Annotated in this window: 23 protein-coding genes, 1 rRNA gene and 2 other annotated features; all 24 genes read left to right on the plus strand. The window is 39.2% G+C overall.

Annotated features, from left to right (window positions below; all coding sequences use genetic code 11):
* Window positions 1-19 precede the first annotated feature (19 nt).
* The 24 genes from rrf (at window position 20) to rplJ (ending at window position 21,426) form a co-directional block, all read left to right on the plus strand.
* Window positions 20-136, plus strand: a 5S ribosomal RNA gene (gene rrf, locus QDN89_RS20730).
* 616 nt (window positions 137-752) lie between these two features.
* Window positions 753-1,481: an MgtC/SapB family protein gene (locus QDN89_RS20735; protein WP_280772091.1), complete on the plus strand. Its 729-nt coding sequence runs from the start codon at window positions 753-755 to the stop codon at window positions 1,479-1,481.
* A gap of 255 nt (window positions 1,482-1,736) precedes the next feature.
* Complete coding sequence (locus QDN89_RS20740; protein WP_280772092.1) at window positions 1,737-2,213, plus strand: CtsR family transcriptional regulator; 477 nt, start codon at window positions 1,737-1,739, stop codon at window positions 2,211-2,213.
* A gap of 18 nt (window positions 2,214-2,231) precedes the next feature.
* Window positions 2,232-2,771, plus strand: coding sequence for a protein-arginine kinase activator protein McsA (gene mcsA / locus QDN89_RS20745; RefSeq protein WP_280772093.1), 540 nt, complete (start codon window positions 2,232-2,234; stop codon window positions 2,769-2,771).
* A gap of 2 nt (window positions 2,772-2,773) precedes the next feature.
* The gene (mcsB, locus tag QDN89_RS20750; protein WP_280772094.1) at window positions 2,774-3,871 is read left to right on the plus strand and encodes a protein-arginine kinase McsB; all 1,098 of its coding nucleotides are present in this window, start codon (window positions 2,774-2,776) and stop codon (window positions 3,869-3,871) included.
* Window positions 3,868-6,300, plus strand: a complete 2,433-nt coding sequence (gene clpC, locus QDN89_RS20755) for an ATP-dependent protease ATP-binding subunit ClpC (RefSeq protein ID WP_280772095.1) — start codon at window positions 3,868-3,870, stop codon at window positions 6,298-6,300. Before mcsB ends, clpC begins: the two co-directional genes overlap by 4 nt.
* A 173-nt stretch (window positions 6,301-6,473) precedes the next feature.
* Window positions 6,474-7,883 carry a DNA repair protein RadA gene (gene radA / locus QDN89_RS20760; RefSeq protein WP_280772096.1) on the plus strand — a complete coding sequence of 470 codons (1,410 nt, stop codon included), beginning with the start codon at window positions 6,474-6,476 and terminating at the stop codon, window positions 7,881-7,883.
* Window positions 7,858-8,940, plus strand: coding sequence for a DNA integrity scanning diadenylate cyclase DisA (gene disA, locus QDN89_RS20765; RefSeq protein ID WP_280772097.1), 1,083 nt, complete (start codon window positions 7,858-7,860; stop codon window positions 8,938-8,940). The genes radA and disA overlap by 26 nt, the downstream gene beginning before the upstream one ends.
* A 210-nt stretch (window positions 8,941-9,150) precedes the next feature.
* Window positions 9,151-10,242 (plus strand): PIN/TRAM domain-containing protein, encoded by a 1,092-nt coding sequence (locus QDN89_RS20770; RefSeq protein WP_280772098.1) that lies wholly within the window; start codon window positions 9,151-9,153, stop codon window positions 10,240-10,242.
* A 24-nt stretch (window positions 10,243-10,266) separates the two neighbouring features.
* A complete protein-coding gene (ispD, locus tag QDN89_RS20775; RefSeq protein WP_280772099.1) occupies window positions 10,267-10,962 on the plus strand; it encodes a 2-C-methyl-D-erythritol 4-phosphate cytidylyltransferase in 696 nt (231 codons plus the stop codon).
* Window positions 10,962-11,438, plus strand: a complete 477-nt coding sequence (ispF, locus tag QDN89_RS20780) for a 2-C-methyl-D-erythritol 2,4-cyclodiphosphate synthase (protein WP_280772101.1) — start codon at window positions 10,962-10,964, stop codon at window positions 11,436-11,438. The genes ispD and ispF overlap by 1 nt, the downstream gene beginning before the upstream one ends.
* Window positions 11,439-11,542: 104 nt before the next feature.
* Entirely contained in the window at window positions 11,543-12,997 is a 1,455-nt protein-coding gene (gene gltX, locus QDN89_RS20785) for a glutamate--tRNA ligase (protein ID WP_280772102.1), read from the plus strand.
* Between the two features lie 12 nt (window positions 12,998-13,009).
* Window positions 13,010-13,247, plus strand: a binding site (T-box leader).
* 246 nt (window positions 13,248-13,493) lie between these two features.
* Window positions 13,494-14,162: a serine O-acetyltransferase gene (cysE, locus tag QDN89_RS20790; RefSeq protein WP_280772103.1), complete on the plus strand. Its 669-nt coding sequence runs from the start codon at window positions 13,494-13,496 to the stop codon at window positions 14,160-14,162.
* 15 nt (window positions 14,163-14,177) lie between these two features.
* A complete protein-coding gene (gene cysS / locus QDN89_RS20795; protein ID WP_280772104.1) occupies window positions 14,178-15,575 on the plus strand; it encodes a cysteine--tRNA ligase in 1,398 nt (465 codons plus the stop codon).
* Window positions 15,576-15,578: 3 nt separating this feature from the next.
* Window positions 15,579-16,007 (plus strand): Mini-ribonuclease 3, encoded by a 429-nt coding sequence (locus QDN89_RS20800; protein WP_280772105.1) that lies wholly within the window; start codon window positions 15,579-15,581, stop codon window positions 16,005-16,007.
* Entirely contained in the window at window positions 15,994-16,749 is a 756-nt protein-coding gene (rlmB, locus tag QDN89_RS20805) for a 23S rRNA (guanosine(2251)-2'-O)-methyltransferase RlmB (protein ID WP_280772106.1), read from the plus strand. Before QDN89_RS20800 ends, rlmB begins: the two co-directional genes overlap by 14 nt.
* Before the next feature lies 1 nt (window position 16,750).
* On the plus strand, window positions 16,751-17,263 hold the full coding sequence (locus QDN89_RS20810; protein ID WP_280772107.1) for an NYN domain-containing protein: 513 nt from the start codon (window positions 16,751-16,753) through the stop codon (window positions 17,261-17,263).
* 136 nt (window positions 17,264-17,399) lie between these two features.
* Window positions 17,400-18,056 (plus strand): RNA polymerase sporulation sigma factor SigH, encoded by a 657-nt coding sequence (gene sigH, locus QDN89_RS20815; RefSeq protein ID WP_280772108.1) that lies wholly within the window; start codon window positions 17,400-17,402, stop codon window positions 18,054-18,056.
* Window positions 18,057-18,261: 205 nt separating this feature from the next.
* Complete coding sequence (gene rpmG / locus QDN89_RS20820) at window positions 18,262-18,411, plus strand: 50S ribosomal protein L33 (protein ID WP_280772109.1); 150 nt, start codon at window positions 18,262-18,264, stop codon at window positions 18,409-18,411.
* 23 nt (window positions 18,412-18,434) lie between these two features.
* Window positions 18,435-18,629, plus strand: a complete 195-nt coding sequence (gene secE / locus QDN89_RS20825; RefSeq protein WP_280772110.1) for a preprotein translocase subunit SecE — start codon at window positions 18,435-18,437, stop codon at window positions 18,627-18,629.
* Between the two features lie 68 nt (window positions 18,630-18,697).
* Complete coding sequence (gene nusG / locus QDN89_RS20830; protein WP_280772111.1) at window positions 18,698-19,231, plus strand: transcription termination/antitermination protein NusG; 534 nt, start codon at window positions 18,698-18,700, stop codon at window positions 19,229-19,231.
* Window positions 19,232-19,475: 244 nt separating this feature from the next.
* The gene (gene rplK, locus QDN89_RS20835) at window positions 19,476-19,901 is read left to right on the plus strand and encodes a 50S ribosomal protein L11 (RefSeq protein WP_280772112.1); all 426 of its coding nucleotides are present in this window, start codon (window positions 19,476-19,478) and stop codon (window positions 19,899-19,901) included.
* Between the two features lie 110 nt (window positions 19,902-20,011).
* Window positions 20,012-20,707 carry a 50S ribosomal protein L1 gene (rplA, locus tag QDN89_RS20840; protein ID WP_280772113.1) on the plus strand — a complete coding sequence of 232 codons (696 nt, stop codon included), beginning with the start codon at window positions 20,012-20,014 and terminating at the stop codon, window positions 20,705-20,707.
* Window positions 20,708-20,745: 38 nt separating this feature from the next.
* Window positions 20,746-20,890 (plus strand) — a sequence feature (ribosomal protein L10 leader region).
* 35 nt (window positions 20,891-20,925) lie between these two features.
* A complete protein-coding gene (gene rplJ, locus QDN89_RS20845) occupies window positions 20,926-21,426 on the plus strand; it encodes a 50S ribosomal protein L10 (RefSeq protein WP_280772114.1) in 501 nt (166 codons plus the stop codon).
* Window positions 21,427-21,444: the final 18 nt, after the last annotated feature.

The raw sequence follows: 21,444 nt of genomic DNA on the forward strand, positions 1-21,444 counted from the left end.
GACCTGTCAATTTCATATGTCCAGTGACGATCGCGGAGAGGTCACACCCGTTCCCATGCCGAACACGGAAGTTAAGCTCTCCAGCGCCGATGATAGTTGGGGGATCTCCCCCTGTGAAAGTAGGACGCCGCTGGGCATTTAAGACATTCTCATTTATGAGGGTGTCTTTTTTGTGTTTGGTTTTTTGAGGATGTTGATTTTGGGTTTGTTGGGTTTGAAGTTTGGCGGCGAGTTATTGGATGTGTGAACAAGCAATAACAGGGCGTCTTGTGACTGATACGAGTGGATTATGATAAAAGAGGGTCACAAGAGCAGCCCACTTGTGACCGAAGCGAGTAGATTCTGGTGAAAGACGGTCACAAGCGAGGTCAACTAGGGACCTATGAAGAGCTATTTTGGAAAAAGAGGGTCACTAAAGCAGTCGATTAGTGCCCTATAAATGCGCCATTTACGTATTTAGGGTCACTAGAGCAAGCAACTAATGCCCCTAAAATGCAATAAAAAAGAATTTAGGGTCACTAAAGCAAACGGTTAGTGCCCTATAAAAACGTCATCTACGCATTTCGGGTCACAACTGGGGCGAGCATCTAGTCTTCCCATACATCCATCTGCATCTGAAAGGTATATAATAAAAAAAAACAAAATTAGCAACTTACAAAAGCTTGTTTTTTCATTGAAAAGGGTATTTGATAATTAATGTTGTAATAATAATAAAACAGGACTCATAAAGGAAATTATTGGAGTTGGTTTAAATGGAATGGTTGTTGTTTATAGAGAATGATATTTTTGTTATGACAATTAGATTAATACTTGCAGCATTATTAGGTGGACTAATAGGGATTGAAAGGGAATTTCATCATCATCCAGCTGGGTTTCGAACCCATTTACTAGTTAGTGTTGGAGCATGTTTAATTATGTTATTAGCCTTTTATGGATTTCAAGATTATTTAGATGCAAACAGGGATGTTGTTAATTTTGATCCGTCTCGTTTAGCAGCTTATGTTGTTTCAGGGATCGGTTTCTTAGGTGCGGGGACGATTCTTGTTCAAGGGTATACGGTAAGAGGTCTCACTACGGCAGCGTCGATTTGGGTAGTAGCTGCCATTGGATTAACGGTCGGTGCAGGAATGTATATTGCTGCCATTATTACAACTGTCATTGTTATCTTAAGTTTAATGTTTTTAGGAAAATTATCATTAAGTTTTGGGGATCATCATAGCAAAAATGAACTTTCGATACTCGTTGATGAGGATGCCTCCCAGTTATCTGAACTGATTAACTTATTTGATGAACATGAGATTACTCTTAAAAGTATGAAGTCAGAAAAACAAAATATATACAATCAAAATCCGATGATTGAATATCGACTTTTAGTGGAATATACAAATGAGAGCAAGATTATTACTGTAATTGATCAGTTACATAAAATTCCTTTTGTGAAACGGGTAACGATTGATAAAGATTCGAATGAAACGTCGTAAAAATGACTAAAATAGAGAGGCGTATCAGTTGCACGATTTGTAAAAAAAGTTATAATAGAATCAAAGTCAAATATAGTCAAAGTCAGTAATGTACTTTTTCATTATGATGTTTTTGTAAAAATAGCTTATGGAAGTATTAGCTTGACTTTTATCAAAACACAGGTGAAGAAGAGGGCTCACAATCAAATATTGTAAATTGGAATGTATGACAATCCAAGGTTGCATCTACTTTGTGTATTGAAGGAGGAGGATGCGGTGAGAAATATATCGGATGTTATTGAGCACTACTTGAAACAAGTCATTGCAGGTAATGGTCAAGAATTAATTGAAGTAAAAAGAAGTGAATTAGCTGAACAATTTGATTGTGTTCCTTCACAAATAAATTACGTCATTCGAACACGCTTTACTGTTGAAAAAGGCTACATGGTAGAAAGTAAACGTGGTGGCGGTGGATATATTCGAATTATTAGAGTCAAAGCAGATAATCAACTCGCTTTATTTGATCAGCTTATAGATTTAGTTGGTGATGGAATCTCGCAAACGGCTGCAACAAATATCATTAAACGTCTTCTTGAAGAGGAAGCAATCACAAAGCGAGAAGCAAATATTATGGAAAGTGTTATGGATCGTGAAGTGATTCATATTAAGCTACCTTACCGAGACGAGTTGCGTGCGAAATTATTAAAAGCAATGCTTTCTACGTTAAAATATAAAGAGTGGAATGAACTATAACGTGAGGAGGGGGATCTGATGCTCTGTCAAGAATGCCAGCAGCGTCCTGCGAGCCTGCATTTTACTAAGATTATTAATGGTGAGAAAACGGAATTTCACATTTGCGAGAGATGTGCGAAAGACAAAGGAGAGTATATGCCTGGTTCTAATAGCTTTTCCATCCATCAACTTCTTTCAGGTTTATTAGATGCCGATCAACCGTTTTCCTCAACGAAAAATAAAAAAGTGAAAAAAGCTCAGCCAGAATTAAAATGCTCTCATTGTGGGATGAATTATCAGCAGTTTGCAGAGATTGGTAAATTTGGATGTGCTAACTGCTATCGAAGTTTTGAGGAAAAATTAGATCCTATCTTTCGCAGGATACATGGCGGAAATGCAACGCATTTGGGGAAAATACCGAAGCGCCAAGGAAAAGACTTACACATTCATCGTGAGATAAAAGAACTGAAAGAAAACCTCAAAAAACAGATAGAAGAAGAGGAGTTTGAAGACGCAGCAAAAACACGGGATCAAATCCGCTCCTTAGAAAATAATTTGCAAAAAGAGGAGGGAGCGTAATTATGTCCTTGGAATCTTTTATGAAAGAAGCCATTAGTCCGTGGATGAAAAATAAAGGACCCGATGCTGATATTGTCATTAGCAGTAGGATTAGGCTTGCAAGAAACTTGCGCGACGTCCCGTTTCCTATGGCAGGGGATGAAAAGCAATTAGAAAAGATTACGGAGCAAGTGGATGCTAAGTTCGCAGGAAAATCACATGTTAAATTTGGAGAGTTAGAGCTACTAAAAATGAAAGACCTTAAGGAAAATGAAAAAAGAGTGTTAGTTGAAAAACATTTAATAAGCCCAAACTTATCAAATGAATCCAAGGCAGGGAGTGTTCTTCTTAGCGAGGATGAGTCATTAAGTATTATGGTAAATGAAGAAGATCATTTTCGTATCCAATGTTTATTTTCTGGATTCCAACTGGACGAAGGGTTAAAATATGCTAACGATATGGATGATTGGATGGAAGAGAAACTTGATTTTGCTTTTGATGAAAATCAAGGTTATTTAACAAGTTGTCCTACAAATGTAGGCACGGGGCTCCGGTCATCAGTGATGATGCATTTACCAGCGCTTGTCATGACGAAGAGGCTTAATCGAATTTTGCCAGCAATTAATCAACTAGGTTTAGTTGTACGAGGTATTTATGGAGAAGGTAGTGAAGCGTTAGGGAATCTTTTTCAAATATCAAATCAAACAACTTTAGGAAAGTCTGAAAAGGATATTGTCGATGACCTTCGAAGCGTAGTGACACAACTTATACAACAAGAACGCTCAGCGAGAGAGACACTGTTGGAAGAGTCGAAAATTCAGTTAGAAGATCGAATCTATCGCTCCTACGGCATCCTTGCCTATAGTCGAAGAATAGAATCAAAAGAGGCTATGCAACGTTTATCCGATGTGAGAATGGGTATTGATTTAGGTTTAATTCAAGACGTAAAAGGAAACATCTTAAATGAATTAATGATCGTCACGCAAACAGGCTTTTTGCAACAATACGCTGGGGAAATCCTTACAGCAGAGCAACGTGATGAACGAAGAGCAACGTTAATACGAGAAAGATTTAGATTAGAATCGAGCAGGGAATTAAATGACGGAGGTGGAGATACATGATGTTTGGAAGGTTTACAGAACGCGCACAGAAAGTATTAGCATTAGCACAAGAAGAAGCAGGAAGACTAGGTCATAGTAATATTGGTACGGAGCACATTTTATTAGGATTAGTTAGTGAAGGGGAAGGCATTGCTGCAAAAGCATTAACAGCTCTAGGATTAGGTGCCGAAAAGATCCAGTCGGAAGTAGAAAACTTGATTGGTCGAGGCGAAGAGAATTCGAAACAAATACATTACACGCCTAGAGCAAAAAAAGTCATTGAATTATCGATGGATGAAGCAAGAAAACTAGGACATTCCTATGTGGGCACAGAGCATATTTTACTAGGGTTGATTCGCGAAGGGGAAGGCGTCGCTGCCCGTGTATTAAATAATCTTGGCGTTAGCTTAAATAAAGCAAGACAGCAAGTTTTGCAATTATTGGGGTCGAATGAATCGGCTAATAGCTCACAACAAGCTGCAGCTTCCGGGAGTTCGAATGCTAGCACACCAACACTTGATAGTTTAGCTAGAGATTTAACAGCTATTGCAAAAGAAGATCAAATTGATCCAGTTATTGGACGTGCGAAAGAAATTGAGCGAGTTATCCAAATCCTTAGTCGTCGCACGAAAAATAATCCAGTACTCATCGGAGAACCTGGTGTGGGTAAGACAGCCATTGCAGAAGGATTAGCACAACAAATCGTTGATAACGAAGTGCCTGAAACCCTTCGAGGAAAGCGTGTGATGACACTCGATATGGGTACGGTTGTAGCCGGAACAAAATATCGTGGTGAGTTTGAAGACCGTTTAAAGAAAGTGATGGAAGAGATTCGCCAAGCGAATAATGTAATTTTGTTTATTGATGAGTTGCACACGTTGATTGGAGCTGGTGGCGCAGAAGGTGCGATTGATGCTTCGAATATCTTGAAGCCGTCCCTCGCTCGTGGTGAATTGCAATGTATTGGTGCGACAACGCTTGATGAGTACAGAAAATACATTGAGAAAGATTCAGCATTAGAACGTCGTTTCCAACCGATCCAAGTAGATGAACCAACAGCGGATGAATCCATTCAAATTTTATCAGGGCTTCGAGACCGTTATGAAGCTCATCACCGTGTAACGATTACCGATGAAGCTGTGGAAGCTGCGGTAAGATTATCTGATCGGTACATCTCAGATCGTTTTTTACCAGATAAAGCGATTGATTTAATAGATGAAGCTGGATCAAAAGTTCGATTGCGTTCCTATACGGCGCCACCGAATTTGAAAGAAAAAGAGCAAGATTTAGAGAACCTTCGTAAAGAAAAAGACGCTTCTGTACAAAGCCAAGAGTTTGAGAAAGCAGCTTCTCTTCGTGATAAAGAGCAGAAGCTTCGTGAGGAACTCGACAAAATGAAAAATGAGTGGAAAGAAAAACAAGGGCAAGAAGATTCAGAAGTGACAGTTGAAGATATCGCCTCTATTGTTGCAACATGGACTGGTATTCCGGTTAGTAAACTGGCTGAAGAAGAAACTGATCGACTTCTTCGAATGGAAGAGATTCTTCACAATCGTGTCATCGGTCAAGATGAGGCTGTCAAAGCAGTATCTAAAGCGGTCCGTCGTGCTCGTGCAGGGTTAAAAGATCCGAAGCGTCCAATTGGTTCCTTTATCTTCTTAGGTCCAACTGGTGTCGGTAAAACGGAATTAGCTCGAGCTGTAGCAGAATCATTGTTTGGTGATGAGGATGCAATCATTCGTATCGATATGTCTGAGTACATGGAGAAACATACAACAAGTCGATTAGTTGGTTCTCCTCCAGGTTATGTCGGGCACGAAGATGGAGGACAATTAACGGAAAAGGTACGTCGTAAGCCGTATTCAGTTATTCTTCTAGATGAAGTAGAGAAAGCTCACCCTGAAGTATTTAACATTTTACTCCAAGTTCTTGAAGACGGATTTTTAACGGATTCAAAAGGACGTCGAGTTGACTTTAGAAATACAGCGATTATCATGACTTCAAACGTTGGTGCAAGTACGTTAAGACAAGAGAAAAGTCTTGGCTTTACAGCGCAGAGAGATGGAGAAGATTACAAAGATATGAAAGGCAAAGTGATGGGTGAGTTGAAGAAGAGCTTCCGCCCAGAATTCCTAAATCGTATTGATGAAATTATCGTCTTCCACTCTCTTGAAAAGTCTCATATTCAAAAAATCGTTTCATTAATGGCAAACGAACTGAAAAAACGACTTGCTCAACAAGATATCGAATTTGATTTATCTGAAGAAGCTAAAATGAAAATTGCCGATGAAGGGTTTGATCCTGAATATGGCGCTCGACCGCTTCGCCGTGCTTTACAAAAACAAGTAGAAGATCGTTTATCAGAAGAACTTCTGCGCGGAAGAATATCTAAAGGGCAATCGGTGAAAATAGACGTAAAAGATGGCGATTACGTTGTCTCATCTGTATAAGAAAGCTAAAAAAGAATGAAGGTAACCTAAATAAGAGGGGGGGAGAAGGATCTTACATAGGTCTTCTCCCTTTTTATTTGGATAAGGAGCACGATTCTGTTCAGATTTTTTCCATTATGGCTTCTTCGTGCTAAAATAAAAAAAAGGGTGAACAAGGTAGAGGAGACGATTGTATGGCCAAGCGAAAAACAAAATTTGTTTGTCAAGACTGTGGGTATGAATCAACAAAATGGATGGGGAAATGTCCAGGGTGTCAAAATTGGAATACTCTTGCGGAGGAGATGGAAGCAGAGCCTTCAGGGCATCGCAAACGAAGTTTTGTCACCTCAGCTGGCACAAAGTCAGCAAAACCTCAACCTATTACTAAAATTGAGCGAACGGAAGAACAACGGATAAGTACGCATATTAACGAATTAAATCGAGTGCTTGGTGGCGGAGTTGTTCCAGGTTCCCTTGTTTTAGTTGGGGGAGACCCGGGTATTGGAAAATCAACACTCCTTTTACAAGTATCGGCTACTTTATCAGAACATAATAAAAAGGTTCTCTATATTTCTGGAGAGGAATCGGTTAGACAAACAAAACTTCGAGCCGATCGATTAAATATTGGCAATGATCAGCTCTATGTTTTAGCAGAAACAGATGTGGATTTGATTGAGAAAGTAATTGAAGATTTAGATCCAGATCTTGTCATTATTGATTCGATACAAACGGTTTACCTCGATGGCGTAACTAGTGCACCAGGCAGTGTATCGCAAGTGAGAGAATCTACGTCTCAATTTATGCGAATTGCTAAAACGAGAGGAATTGCTATTTTTTTAGTTGGGCACGTAACGAAACAAGGAGCCATTGCAGGCCCGAGAATCCTCGAACATATGGTAGACTGTGTGCTTTATTTTGAAGGGGAAAGGCATCATACATACCGAATATTAAGAGCGGTGAAAAACCGTTTTGGTTCTACGAATGAAATCGGTATTTTTGAAATGAAAGAATTAGGTTTAGAAGAAGTGTTAAATCCATCAGAAATTTTTCTTGAAGAACGATCTTCGGGAGCGGCTGGTTCCGCTGTTGTTGCTTCAATGGAAGGGACAAGAACGGTCCTTGTGGAGATTCAGTCACTGACCTCTCCGACAAGCTATGGAAATCCGAGGAGGATGGCGACTGGGATTGATCATAACCGAATTTCATTGATCATGGCTGTGTTGGAAAAAAGGGTAGGATTGATGTTGCAAAATCACGATGCATACGTAAAAGTCGCCGGCGGGGTTCGCTTAGATGAACCGTCTGTTGATTTAGCGATTGCTGTCTCCATTGCCTCGAGTTTCCGTGATGCACCTACAGCTCCAGCCGACGTCATTGTTGGTGAAGTTGGGCTGACTGGCGAAGTTCGCCGAGTAGCTAGAATCGAACAACGAGTAACCGAAGCCGTTAAGTTAGGGTTTCAGCGAATGATTATACCCAAGAGGAATATCGGTGGTTGGACCGTGCCAGATGGGATTGAAATAATTGGAGTCGAAAGTGTGAGTGAAGCAATTAAAGTCTCGTTAGGAGGAGTGTCTAGTGGATCACCAACGTTCGAACTATGATACGAACTTTATAAGTAATGTATTGAAACTCGTTGCACCAGGAACCCCCCTTAGAGAAGGGATTGACAATGTTCTTCGGGCCAAGACGGGTGGGTTAATTGTCCTTGGTTATAACAATGAAATGATGTCTTTGGTCGATGGTGGTTTTTTTATCAACAGTGATTTTTCCCCCGCTTATTTATATGAATTAGCGAAAATGGACGGTGCGATTATATTAAGTGAAGACGCAAGCAGAATTCTATACGCTAATACGCAATTAGTGCCTGAAAATACAATCGAATCGACGGAAACGGGAATTCGTCACCGAACAGCACAACGTGTGGCTAGACAAACGGGGAATTTAGTTATTTCTATTTCCCAACGACGAAACGTTATTACTCTATATCAAGGAGAGTATCGTTACGCACTGAAAGACATTGGCGTCATCTTAACGAAAGCAAACCAAGCCATTCAAACATTAGAGAAATACAAATCGGTATTGGATCAAAGTATTACGAACCTCGGTGCTTTAGAGTTTGAAGAATTGGTTACCTTTCAGGAAGTATCCCAAGTCATGCATCGAATTGAGATGGTGTTAAGAATTAAAAGTGAAATTTTGAACTATGTGAATGAACTTGGAAATGAAGGGCGTCTTATCTCGATGCAATTAGAGGAACTTGTATTAAATACGGAAGAAGAGGCAACACTTTTGATTAAAGATTATATGAAAGATGCAAGGTATAGTCCAAAAGAAGTATTGAAAAAACTGAAACGACTTTCCAACGATGAACTATTAGATGATCAAGTTATCGTAAAACTTCTTGGTCATGGAAAAATCACCAATTTAGCAGAACAAGCAATTTGTCCAAGAGGATACCGAATTCTCAATAAGATTCCTCGCATCCCACCTGTCGTTGTTAAAAACTTAATGGCACAGTTCCACGAACTCCCTTTTATTATGAGAGCCACTATTGAAGAATTAGATGAGGTTGATGGTATTGGGGAAGCTAGAGCGAAAAAGATTAAGGATGGACTAACTAGAATTCAAGAACAATTGTTTATTGATCGACATATTTGATTAGGTTGTTTAATTAAGTTTTTGTCGATTGGAATCAGGTATTGACGATTCACCTCTATAACGATATAATTGAATGTTTACTTTAATTGACATTTAATAGGCGTAGTGATATTGTTTGTGTATATCTGAATATGTAACTTCTTGTGATTTGTATGTTTTATGTTTGTAATTCGTACACTATGTCTATAATAATAAAAGGAGGTGAAGTGTATGCTTCGAAAAATAATACAGTTAGTCATTTTGTTTACTGGTGGGACGATTGGATATATTTTTATTCCTGATTTTGCCCGACTATTTATTACGACACCGGAATGGCTTGTCAACGGCTATGCTGGTGCAATCTTAGGTGCACTTATATTATATTTATCTCTTTATTTGTTCGTGGATACGATTGTGAATTTTATTCGTTTGATCGAAGACAGATTGATCAAGTTTCCCGTTACAGATTTGATATTTGGAACGGTAGGTCTCGTCATTGGACTAATGCTAGCGTTTTTAATTACAGTCGCCCTAAACAGTGTTGAAATCCCAATCTTAAGCACGGTTCTACCGTTAATTCTTACATTACTTTTAGGATATTTAGGATTTCAGGTTGGTTTTCAAAAAAGAGATGAAGTCATGGCGTTATTTCCAGGCACAAAAACTGGAAAGGATTCAAAAAAGAACGAAGAAGCTGAAAAGGAAAACGAACGTGGGAAGCTGAAAATTCTTGATACAAGCGTCATTATTGACGGTAGAATTGCTGATATTTGTCAGACTGGATTTTTGGAAGGTACGTTAATTATTCCTGAATTTGTTCTTGAAGAACTGCAGCATATTGCTGATTCATCAGATGTTTTAAAAAGAAATCGTGGGCGAAGAGGACTCGATATTCTAAATAAAATTCAAAAAGAGTTAGCAGTTGAGGTAGAGATTTATGAAGGTGACTTTGAAGAAATTCAAGAAGTAGATAGCAAACTTGTTAAATTAGCAAAAGTAATGAATGGGTACGTTGTTACAAATGACTTTAATTTAAACAAAGTTTGTGACTTACAAGGGGTAGCCGTTTTGAACATTAATGATTTAGCAAATGCGGTTAAACCAGTTGTCCTTCCTGGCGAAGAGATGAATGTGCAAGTGATTAAAGATGGCAAAGAACAAAAACAAGGGATTGCCTATTTGGATGACGGTACGATGATCGTTGTTGAAGAGGGTAGAAATTATATCGGTAAAACAATTGAAGTTGTCGTTACAAGTGTTTTACAAACATCAGCAGGTCGAATGATATTTGCTAAACCAAAACTGATGGAAAAAGCACTTTAGGACGTGAGAAGAGGAACGATTACTATGCCAAAATACCATGTCGTTATACCTGCCGCAGGTCAAGGAAAGCGAATGAATGCAGGAAAAAACAAACAACTATTAATGATAAATCATGTCCCCCTCCTCATTCACACATTACGTGTGTTTGAGGAGGATCTTCTATGTTCGGAGATTATCTTAGCGGTCAACGAACACGAGAAGGAAGTTATTTGGAGTTTAATAAAAGATTATCAACTAACAAAAGTAACAAAAGTCGTTATTGGTGGTAAAGAGCGCCAACAAAGTGTCTATGAAGGTTTGAAAGTGATACAAGGTAACCCGATTGTGTTGATCCATGATGGGGCAAGACCTTTTATTAGGAAAGAAACCATTCATCAATTGATTGCAAAAGTGGATGAAGAAGGAGCAGCCGTTGTTGCTGTCCCGGTAAAAGATACGATTAAACAAGTTAGCCAAAATCAAATTACTGCAACGATTGATCGTTCTAGCTTGTGGTCTATTCAAACCCCACAGGCTTTTCATCTTGAAGAAATTACATACGCTCATGAAGTTGCCGTAAAAGAAGAGGTCGTTGGAACAGATGACGCTAGTTTATTAGAATATATGAATCGTCCTGTTTCGATTGTTCAAGGGGATTATGAAAATTTTAAAGTGACGACACCAGAAGACTTGTTATTTGCTGAAGCAATCATTGAAAAAAGGAAAGGGGAAACAAACTAATGCGAATTGGACAAGGATTTGATGTTCATCAGTTGGTAGAAGGGAGACCGTTGATTCTTGGTGGAATCGACATTCCCCATGATAAAGGGTTACTAGGACATTCAGATGCAGATGTCTTGCTACATACTATTGCTGATGCTTGTTTAGGTGCGATTGGAGAAGGAGATATAGGAAAGCACTTTCCTGATACGGATGCTGCATTTAAAGACGCAGATTCTGCTCTTCTTCTTACCCATGTATGGGATCTTGTAAAAAAACGAGGGTATCGTTTAGGCAATGTAGATTGTACAATTATGGCACAAAAACCAAAGATGGCTCCCTATATTCAAGTGATGCAGGAGCGAATTGCTGATTTACTAGAATCAGACGTTTCCCAAGTGAATGTTAAAGCGACTACAACAGAAAAGTTAGGATTTACGGGGAGAGAAGAAGGGATCGCTTCTCAAGCGGTAGTTTTATTAGTTGAAAGTAAATAACCAAGATTAAACAGACATTTTGCATAAATCCCTGTTCAAAAAACAGGATAATGATAGAATAAAAAGAAATGAACATTAGATATAGAAATGGAAGGTGTCGTATGATGAGCCAAGAAGTACGCGTAAGGTTTGCCCCAAGTCCAACTGGACATCTGCATATTGGTGGAGCTCGCTCTGCATTATTTAACTACCTTTTTGCTCGCAATCAAAAAGGGAAATTCATCGTTCGTATTGAAGATACAGATCAAGCGAGAAATGTGGAAACTGCGACGGAAAAGTTAATGGAAAGTTTGAAATGGTTAGGAATAGAGTGGGATGAGAGTGTTGACTTAGGTGGACCTCATGCACCCTACCAAAGCATGGAACGTTTAGACATTTATAATAAACACGTTGAACAATTGTTAAGCGAAGGCAAAGCTTATCATTGTTACATGACGGAAGAAGAATTAGAGAAAGAACGTGAACAACAGAGATCTCGTGGGGAAACTCCGAAATATAGTGGACGCGATCGTCATTTAACTGATGAACAAAAACGTGCCTACGAAGCAGAAGGTCGTAAGCCGGTTGTTCGTTTCCTCGTTCCGGAATCACAAGAAATCGTCGTGGATGATGCTGTACGTGGAAAAGTGACCTTCGAATCAGAAGGTATTGGCGATTTTGTCATCGTCAGACAAGATGGCATTCCGACGTATAACTTTGCAGTCGTTATTGACGATCAGTTAATGGGAATTTCTCACGTTATAAGAGGAGAAGAACATTTATCAAATGCGCCAAGACAAGTGTTATTATTTGAAGCGTTTGGTTGGTCTACTCCTAAATTTGCTCATGCATCGTTGATTCTAAATGAAGATCGCCAAAAAATGAGTAAACGTGACGAGTCGATCATTCAATTTGTTGAACAGTACCGCGATTTGGGTTACCTTCCAGAGGCGATTGTTAACTTTATTTCATTATTAGGCTGGTCTCCAGGTGGAGAAGAAGAAATATTAACAAAAGATCAGCTCATTGAGCAATTTAGTTTAGACAGGGTAATCAAAGCTCCAGCTGTGTTTGATACACAAAAATTAGCCTGGATGAATAATCAATATATGAAGGAAGCGGATGAAGATCGTGTCGTTTGGCTTGCTCTTCCTCATCTAGTGAAAGCTGGCCGGTTACCTGAGTTTATGTCTGAAAAACAAAAACAGTGGGCATACGACCTCATCGTTTTACATCAGGAGAAGATGAGTTACGGCGCAGAGATTGTTGAGTTAACAGAGTTGTTCTTTAGAGATGAAATCGATTATAATGAAGAAGCAAAAGAAATTCTTGCAGAAGAACAAGTTCCAGAAGTGCTAGCTGCCTTTAAAAATAAGTTAAATGAACTGGATAGCTTTACAGCCGATGAAGTGAAAAAATCGCTTAAAGCCGTTCAAAAAGAAACAGGACATAAAGGGAAAAAACTATTTATGCCAGTTCGTGTGGCAGTTTCTGGGCAAATGCACGGACCTGATTTACCTCAAACGATCGCGTTACTCGGTAAAAGTGTCGTCACGAAGCGTTTAGAAAATTTACTGTAAATAGTCATATAAGTTCGAACGTTGATGAGGATAAGTAAAAAGAACATTCTTTTTCAAAGAGAGAGTCACCACAGGCTGGAAGTGACTTAAAAAGAACTCTTTTGAAATGCACCTCTGAGTCCATATGCTGAAAAGGATCAAAATACCTTAGTAGGAATGGCGGATGAAAGACCGTTATCTTTTAAAAGTGGAGCATGATTTAGTCAATTGCTCAAACAGAGTGGAACCGCGCCAATTAAGCGTCTCTGTGTCCTTAGGGGCACAAAGACGCTTTTTTTAATACTTTTTAATGGAATTCGAGGTTAAATATTATAAATAATAACTCTGATCTCGTTCCATAAAGATGTTGAAAGAATCACATTTGCTTGACTAAAACGCAGCGTTTTGCCAGTTGACGTAGCATGATGGAGGACAAGAAGCTGAAATTCCCTCTGCTGTGTTTTTATTTTCTAGTTAGCCTAAAGTAATAATAAAAGTCGAAAGGAGGGACTTCCTTTTGTTTAAAACGTTGAGAAACGATGTAGATGTTGTATTAGATCAAGACCCAGCGGCAAGGAACCGATTAGAAGTAATGATTAATTATTCTGGAGTTCATGCTGTTTGGTCTCACCGTCTTAATCATTGGTTATGGAATAAGAAATTATTTTTTTTAGCGAGATTTCTATCGCAAGTTAGCCGTTTTTTTACAGGGATTGAGATTCACCCAGGAGCAAAAATTGGTCAAAGGTTATTCATAGATCACGGTATGGGTGTGGTTATCGGGGAAACGTGTGAGATTGGTAATAATGTAACGATATTTCAAGGAGTTACATTAGGGGGCACAGGGAAAGAAAAAGGAAAACGTCACCCTACACTGGAAGACTATGTTCTCGTAGCAACAGGGGCGAAAGTTCTCGGTTCAATGAGGATTGGAAAAAATGCAAGAATAGGTGCAGGATCTGTTGTGTTAAAAGAGGTCCCGCCTAATTCAACGGTTGTAGGGATTCCAGGGAGAATTGTTGTCCGTGATGGTGTAAAAGTCGGAAATGATTTAGACCATATTAACCTTCCTGACCCAGTATCGGATAAATTCCGTTCGTTAGAACAAGAATTGATTCGAGTGAAAAAAGAGATGAAAGAATTGAAAAAAGAGTACGAAAAGACAATAAAAGAACCAAGGAACTAAGGAGGAAACGTCCTTATGGCGATTCAGTTATATAATACGTTAACAAGACAAAAAGAAACTTTTCAACCGATGGAAGAAGGAAAAGTGAAAATGTATGTTTGTGGTCCAACGGTCTACAATTACATTCATATCGGAAATGCTCGTCCTGCGGTGGTTTTTGATATGGTACGACGATACTTTGAATATCGTGGATATGACGTTCATTACGTATCTAATTTCACGGATGTCGATGATAAAATCATCAAAGCTGCGGAAGAGATGGGCGAAGATGTGACAACGATTGCGGAACGATTCATTAGTGCATACTACGAAGATACAGGCGCACTTGGTGTGAAAGTGGCAGATGATCACCCTCGTGTAACAGATACGATGCCGGAAATTATTCAGTTTATCGAACGGTTAGTCGAGAAAGACTATGCTTATGTGTCAGAAGGAGACGTCTATTTTCGAACGAGAAAATTCGATGGTTACGGCAAACTGTCTCATCAGTCGATTGATGACCTTCAATCGGGCTCACGTATTCAAGTAGGAGAGAAGAAAGAAGACCCTTTGGACTTTGTCCTTTGGAAAGCGGCAAAACCAGGGGAGATTTCTTGGGATAGCGAATGGGGTAAAGGACGACCTGGATGGCATATTGAATGCTCAGCAATGGTGAAAAAATATCTTGGCGATACGATTGATATTCACGCAGGTGGGCAAGACCTATCATTCCCTCACCATGAAAATGAAATTGCACAATCAGAAGCGCTAAATGAAAAGAAAATGGCCAATTATTGGATTCACAATGGCTATATAAATATTGATAATGAAAAGATGTCGAAATCTCTCGGGAATTTTATCCTTGTCCATGACATTATTCGACAGTTTGACCCTGAAGTTGTTCGGTTCTTTATTGTGAATGCTCATTACAGAAGTCCAATTAATTTCAGTGATGATCAGTTAACGAGTGCAGCTAGTAGTTTAGATAGAATCCAAACGACATATGCAAACGTATCACACCGATTATCAGAAACGGCTGGATTAGCAAAAGAAACGAAGAAGTGGCACAAAGAAATTACCGAACATCACGATCGATTTATCGAGGCGATGGATGACGATTTTAACAGTGCAAATGCCGTTGCAGCCATGTTTGATCTCGTGAAAGTTGCGAATCTATATTTACAAGAAAAGCATACGTGTGAGGAAGTGTTACAAGGGTTTTTAGATCAATTTGATGACATGGCCAATGTTTTAGGTATTCGAGTAAAACAAGAATCCTTATTAGATGAAGATGTAGAGAAATTAATAGAGGAGCGGATTGAAGCAAGGAAGAATCGTGATTTTTCCAGAGCAGATGAGATTCGTGACCAGCTTAAAGAGCAAAACATCATTTTAGAAGACACGCCTCAAGGTACACGTTGGAAAAGGAGTTAGTGCATGAAGTTAAATGAAACGATTAATGAACCTGAACAATTAAATGCTCTTGCTCTTGCATATATGGGGGATGGTGTGTTGGATATGTACGTCCGATTTCGACTTATTTCGCAAGGGCAAGTTCGTCCGAATAAACTACACAAAGAAGCGACAAAATATGTTTCTGCTAAATCTCAGGCGCGCGTCTTGCAAAAGCTGATGGATAATGGAGATCTAACAGATGTGGAAATAAGTGTTGTCAAAAGAGGTCGAAATGCAAAATCAGGTACGATTCCAAAAAATACGGATCATGCAACTTACCGATATAGCACAGCATACGAAGCACTTATCGGATATTTGTACTTAACAGGTAATGAACAAAGAATGGATGAAATCGTTGCAAAAAGCTTTCTAATGATAGAGCGAAAGGAGGAAGATCATGGCGGAAAATGAAGATTTCTTAATGGGTAAAAATCCAGTCATTGAAGCGCTAAAGGGAAGCCATACAATCAATAAAATTTGGATCGCAGAAGGTTCACAAAAAGGGCAAATGACTACAGTCATTGCCCTAGGGAAACAAAAGCAAATTCAAGTCCAATTTGTTCCGAAACAGAAACTGGATCAACTAGTATCTAGTTCCAATCATCAAGGTGTTGTGGCATCAATCGCTGCTTATGAATACCAAGATATTTCAGTCATGCTCGAAAAAGCGGCTGAAAAAGGGGAAGCACCATTTTTATTGATGTTAGATGAATTGGAAGATCCTCATAATCTCGGTTCTATCATTAGGACAGCGGACGCTTCTGGTGTTCATGGTGTGATTATTCCGAAACGCCGTTCAGTTGGTTTAACGTCAACCGTTGCCAAAGCATCTGCTGGAGCGCTTGAGCATGTTCCGGTTGCTCGGGTGACTAACTTAGCTAGAACGATGGATGAATTAAAAAAAGAGAACCTTTGGTTTATTGGAACCGATGCTAAAGGACAAGCGGACTACCGAGAAGTAGATGTAGACATGGGTGTTTGTCTTGTGATTGGAAGTGAGGGCAAAGGTATGAGTCGACTTGTAAAAGAGAAGTGCGACTTTCTCGTGAAAATCCCACTGATGGGCAAAGTGACTTCTTTAAATGCATCGGTAGCTGCTAGTTTACTGATGTATGAGGTGCTTCGTCGACGTCCTGATGCGGAGATGAATTAACATGAGAAAGGTGTTGTTAGTGGATGGCTACAACATCATCGGTGACTGGCCTGAATTACGGGAACTTCAACTATCAGACCTTGCAGGAGCAAGAGACATTCTTATCGAAAAAATGGCTGAGTACCAAGCTTACACAGGGATTGAAGTGACCATTATATTCGACGCTCATATGGTTCCAGGGTTAGGGAAGAAACTGCAAAACTACGACCTCAATATCATTTACACGAAGGAAAAGGAAACAGCAGATGAGAGAATCGAAAAGATGGTTATTGAATGGAAACGAATCGACACACAAATTTTTGTTGCTACCTCTGATTTTGTTGAACAAAGGGTTATTTTTGCTAGTGGCGCTTATCGAAAGTCGGCACGTGAGCTTCGGACGGAAATGAAGCAAATTGAAAAAGGCATTGAGAAAGAAGTTTCTAACACAAAAAAAGCGAAAGCAAAAACAAAATTACCGATTACAGATGAAATGGCAGAAATTTTTGAAAAATGGCGTAGAGGAAACAGATGACTGCTTGACGCTTTTGAATTTTTTCCTGTATACTATTGTTAGAAATAGACAATTCTTTATTGTTGCGCTTTCATAATATGGACTGAAAGTAACTACCTTTTTCAAATCAAGAAAAAGATAGGTCGGAGGGATTGCGGTGGCTTTAAACCTCGTTGAGAATGGACTGCATGAAAAGTTTCGCCAATTACAGGATGAAAGTCTCGTAGAATACGTGCGAGAAGGTGACAGTGCAGCACTGGAGTATTTAATTACGAAATACAAGAACTTTGTTCGTGCGAAATCAAGATCCTATTTCTTAATAGGGGCAGATCATGAAGACATTTTACAAGAAGGAATGATTGGTTTATACAAAGCCATTCGCGATTTCCAAGGGGACAAGCAGTCCTCATTCAAAGCCTTTGCAGAATTGTGTATTACGAGACAAATTATTACAGCGATCAAAACAGCAACACGTCAAAAACATATTCCGTTAAATTCATATGTTTCATTGGATAAACCGATTTATGATGAGGAATCGGATCGAACGCTTCTTGATGTTATTTGTGGGTCGAAGGTAAGTGATCCGGAAGAACTGCTAATTAACCAAGAAGAGTTTGACGATATCGAGTTGAAAATGGGTGAAATTCTAAGTGATTTGGAGCGGAAAGTTCTGATGCATTACTTGGATGGTAGAAGTTATCAAGAAATTTCAGAGGACTTAAATCGTCACGTGAAATCTATTGATAATGCCTTGCAACGAGTGAAACGCAAGTTAGAAAGGTATGTAGAACTTAGAGGCGTGAAATTATCATAAAAACAATGAAAAACAGGGGCTTCCCTGTTTTTTTACACGTTAAGGTTATTTTTGTGAAACGAAGTCTAACGCCATAGTATTCTTTGATTATGAAAAAGGACATGGATGGCTATGCTTCATATAGGTACCATTGACACGAAAGCTTCCGCTGTGATAAATTTTACTAGTATGTATACAATTCGAACGAATTAGAGGAGAGTTGGCTATGTCACAAAAAGTGATGCTTGCCTGCCAGCAATGCCATTCAAGAAATTATCCAACGACGAAAACTGCTCAAAATCAAGCTGAGCGACTTCAGATAAATAAATATTGTCGTACTTGTGGAAAGCATACAGCACATTTGGAAACAAAGTAGTAAACAAGTTGGGGGTGTGTACATTGGCAGATGCAGTAAAAAAACCGGTTAAATTTCTTAAAGAAGTTTCCACAGAAATGAAGCGGGTCTCTTGGCCGAATCGCAAAGAATTAACAAAATATACAATCGTTGTATCAACGACAGTGATATTTATAGCGATTTTCTTTGCTATTGCAGATTTTGGAATATCAAGTCTTATTCGTCTTATCACTGGTTAATGTAATTGAAGGAAATTGAAAAAATGTTTCCGTTAGAGGAGGGAAGGACATAATAGTCCTGAACAAACATGGAGAATAATTGGTATGTAGTTCACACGTATTCTGGATATGAGAATAAAGTGAAAACGAACTTAGAAAAGCGTGTAGAATCGATGGGGATGACAGATAAGATATTTCGCGTCCTTGTTCCCGTAGAAGAAGAAACAGAAATTAAAGATGGTAAAACAAAAACAGTTACGAAAAAAGTTTTCCCAGGTTACGTGCTTGTTGAAATGATGATGACAGATGATTCTTGGTATGTGGTTCGAAACACACCAGGAGTTACAGGATTTATCGGATCTTCAGGTGGTGGGGCTAAACCGACACCACTTCTTCCGGAAGAAGTAGAGTCTATCTTGCGTCAAATGGGTGTGGAAGCACCTAAGCCAGAGATAGACTTTGAATTGAAAGAGTCTGTGAAAGTGAAAGAAGGACCTTTCGCAAACTTTATTGGTTCTATTGAAAGTATTTCAGCAGAAAAACAAAAATTAAAAGTACACGTGAACATGTTCGGACGGGAAACTCCAGTCGAACTTGAATTCAATCAAGTAGAGAAAATTTAAATTCAGTTTAGAAATTTCTTGCTATCTTATCACTGAAGTGATAAAATTTGAATGTTGTTAATCAACGTGGACATAATGTTCACGTTTTTTCCTGCAAAAATGCAGGATACGTGCTATGAAATAAATTATTTTGATAGTGCGAAAATGGCGTTTTCGCTTAAATAGCGGATAATGACATGTTATCAATTGAGTGGGAGAGCGATTGCTCGGTATACCACATCACGGACTTAAGGAGGTGTGTCGCGTGGCTAAAAAAGTCATAAAAGTAGTTAAATTACAAATTCCTGCTGGGAAAGCAAATCCAGCGCCACCAGTTGGGCCAGCATTGGGTCAAGCAGGTGTTAATATTATGGGGTTCTGTAAGGAATTTAACGCTCGTACGCAAGAAGACGCGGGCTTAATTATCCCTGTAGAAATCACGGTATTTGAAGATCGTTCATTTACATTTATCACTAAAACTCCACCAGCAGCAGTTCTTCTAAAGAAAGCAGCTGGAGTGGAAACTGCTTCAGGTGAGCCTAACCGTAACAAGGTTGCTACACTAAAGCGTGATAAAGTAAGAGAAATCGCGGAAACTAAAATGCCAGATTTAAACGCAGCTGATGTAGAAGCAGCGATGCGTATGGTAGAAGGTACTGCCCGTAGCATGGGAATTGTTATTGAAGACTAATGAACCCATGCAGGAAGATGGAGGTTGCGATATAACTTGATTTATTCAGGTTCGCAACCTTTATTAGTGGGAGGTCTAACCGCTAAAACCACAATAAGGAGGAAACAACATTGGCTAATAAAGGAAAGAAATATCAAGATGCATTAAAGCAAATTGATCGTGAGAAATTGTATAATGCAAATGAAGCGATTGAGTTAGTAAAAAAGACAGCGACAGCAAACTTTGACGAAAGTGTTGAGTTAGCAGCTCGTTTAGGTGTTGACCCTAAGAAAGCTGATCAACAAATTCGTGGAGCAGTCGTGCTTCCTAACGGAACAGGGAAAACACAAACAGTCCTTGTTTTTGCTAAGGGAGAAAAAGCGAAAGAAGCGGAAGCTGCAGGAGCAGACTTCGTTGGAGAAGAAGACATGATCAATAAAGTCACTCAAGGTTGGTTAGACTTTGACGTGGTTGTCGCAACTCCAGACATGATGGCTCAAGTTGGTAAACTTGGTCGAGTACTAGGACCTAAAGGGTTAATGCCTAACCCTAAAACTGGAACTGTTACTTTTGAAGTAGAAAGAGCCGTTACTGAAATCAAAGCAGGTAAAGTAGAATACCGCGTTGATAAGTCAGGGAACATTCATGTTCCAATCGGTAAAGCTTCATTTGATCAAGATAAGCTAGTAGAGAACTTCCAAACGATGATGGATACGTTGATGAAGGTAAAACCAGCTGCAGCAAAAGGAACATATTTAAAAAATGTTTCCCTTGCGGCAACGATGGGGCCTGGCTTAAAAGTTAATGTTTCTAGTTATAAACAATAGTTGACTTCCCTTCTTTAGGGAGTTATACTGATTTTTGTTAAATGGAATCGATCATACCGTAGACAGCAGGTGCCCTTGTGGCTTAATTACCCGCCGAGGTTTGTAGCGTCGAAGACCTATGTTTCATAGGGAATAGATTATACTACCTCCGTGTCTACGCACGGAGGTATTTTTTATAGCTTACAAACGGTATGAATAATCTTCAGGGAGGTGTCAGAATGAGCAAAGTGATTGAAAAGAAGAGTCAAGTTGTTGACGAAATTACAAACAAACTAAAGGAAAGCCAATCGACAATCGTTGTTGATTACCGTGGTTTGAATGTTTCTGAAATAACTGAGCTTCGGAAAGAACTTCGTGAAGCAAATGTAGACTTTAAAGTTTACAAGAACTCAATGGTTCGACGTGCTACGGCTGAAACAGAATTGACAGGAATCGACGAGCAACTCGTTGGCCCTACTGCAATTGCATTCAGTAACGATGACGTTATTGCTCCAGCGAAGATTCTTAACAACTTCGCGAAAAAGCATGAAGCATTAGAATTGAAAGCAGGAATCATTGAAGGGCGTGTAGCTTCTTTAGACGAAGTGAAAGCACTAGCGACTTTACCATCACGCGATGGTTTATTGTCTATGCTTCTCAACGTTATGCAAGCTCCAATCCGCAACTTTGCATTGGCTACAAAAGCTGTTGCAGAACAAAAAGAAGAACAAGGTGCGTAAACCCACCATTCAAAAAAA

The organism is Salipaludibacillus daqingensis (assembly GCF_029891575.1).
In the GTDB taxonomy this organism is placed as follows: domain Bacteria; phylum Bacillota; class Bacilli; order Bacillales; family Salisediminibacteriaceae; genus Salipaludibacillus; species Salipaludibacillus daqingensis.

Coding starts and splice junctions, on each gene's coding strand:
- QDN89_RS20735 (WP_280772091.1), top strand. CDS start 753: ATGGAATGGTTGTTGTTTATAGAGAATGATATTTTTGTTATGACAATT.
- mcsA (WP_280772093.1), top strand. CDS start 2,232: ATGCTCTGTCAAGAATGCCAGCAGCGTCCTGCGAGCCTGCATTTTACT.
- mcsB (WP_280772094.1), top strand. CDS start 2,774: ATGTCCTTGGAATCTTTTATGAAAGAAGCCATTAGTCCGTGGATGAAA.
- clpC (WP_280772095.1), top strand. CDS start 3,868: ATGATGTTTGGAAGGTTTACAGAACGCGCACAGAAAGTATTAGCATTA.
- radA (WP_280772096.1), top strand. CDS start 6,474: ATGGCCAAGCGAAAAACAAAATTTGTTTGTCAAGACTGTGGGTATGAA.
- QDN89_RS20770 (WP_280772098.1), top strand. CDS start 9,151: ATGCTTCGAAAAATAATACAGTTAGTCATTTTGTTTACTGGTGGGACG.
- ispD (WP_280772099.1), top strand. CDS start 10,267: ATGCCAAAATACCATGTCGTTATACCTGCCGCAGGTCAAGGAAAGCGA.
- ispF (WP_280772101.1), top strand. CDS start 10,962: ATGCGAATTGGACAAGGATTTGATGTTCATCAGTTGGTAGAAGGGAGA.
- gltX (WP_280772102.1), top strand. CDS start 11,543: ATGAGCCAAGAAGTACGCGTAAGGTTTGCCCCAAGTCCAACTGGACAT.
- cysS (WP_280772104.1), top strand. CDS start 14,178: ATGGCGATTCAGTTATATAATACGTTAACAAGACAAAAAGAAACTTTT.
- QDN89_RS20800 (WP_280772105.1), top strand. CDS start 15,579: ATGAAGTTAAATGAAACGATTAATGAACCTGAACAATTAAATGCTCTT.
- rlmB (WP_280772106.1), top strand. CDS start 15,994: ATGGCGGAAAATGAAGATTTCTTAATGGGTAAAAATCCAGTCATTGAA.
- QDN89_RS20810 (WP_280772107.1), top strand. CDS start 16,751: ATGAGAAAGGTGTTGTTAGTGGATGGCTACAACATCATCGGTGACTGG.
- rpmG (WP_280772109.1), top strand. CDS start 18,262: ATGTCACAAAAAGTGATGCTTGCCTGCCAGCAATGCCATTCAAGAAAT.
- nusG (WP_280772111.1), top strand. CDS start 18,698: ATGGAGAATAATTGGTATGTAGTTCACACGTATTCTGGATATGAGAAT.
- rplJ (WP_280772114.1), top strand. CDS start 20,926: ATGAGCAAAGTGATTGAAAAGAAGAGTCAAGTTGTTGACGAAATTACA.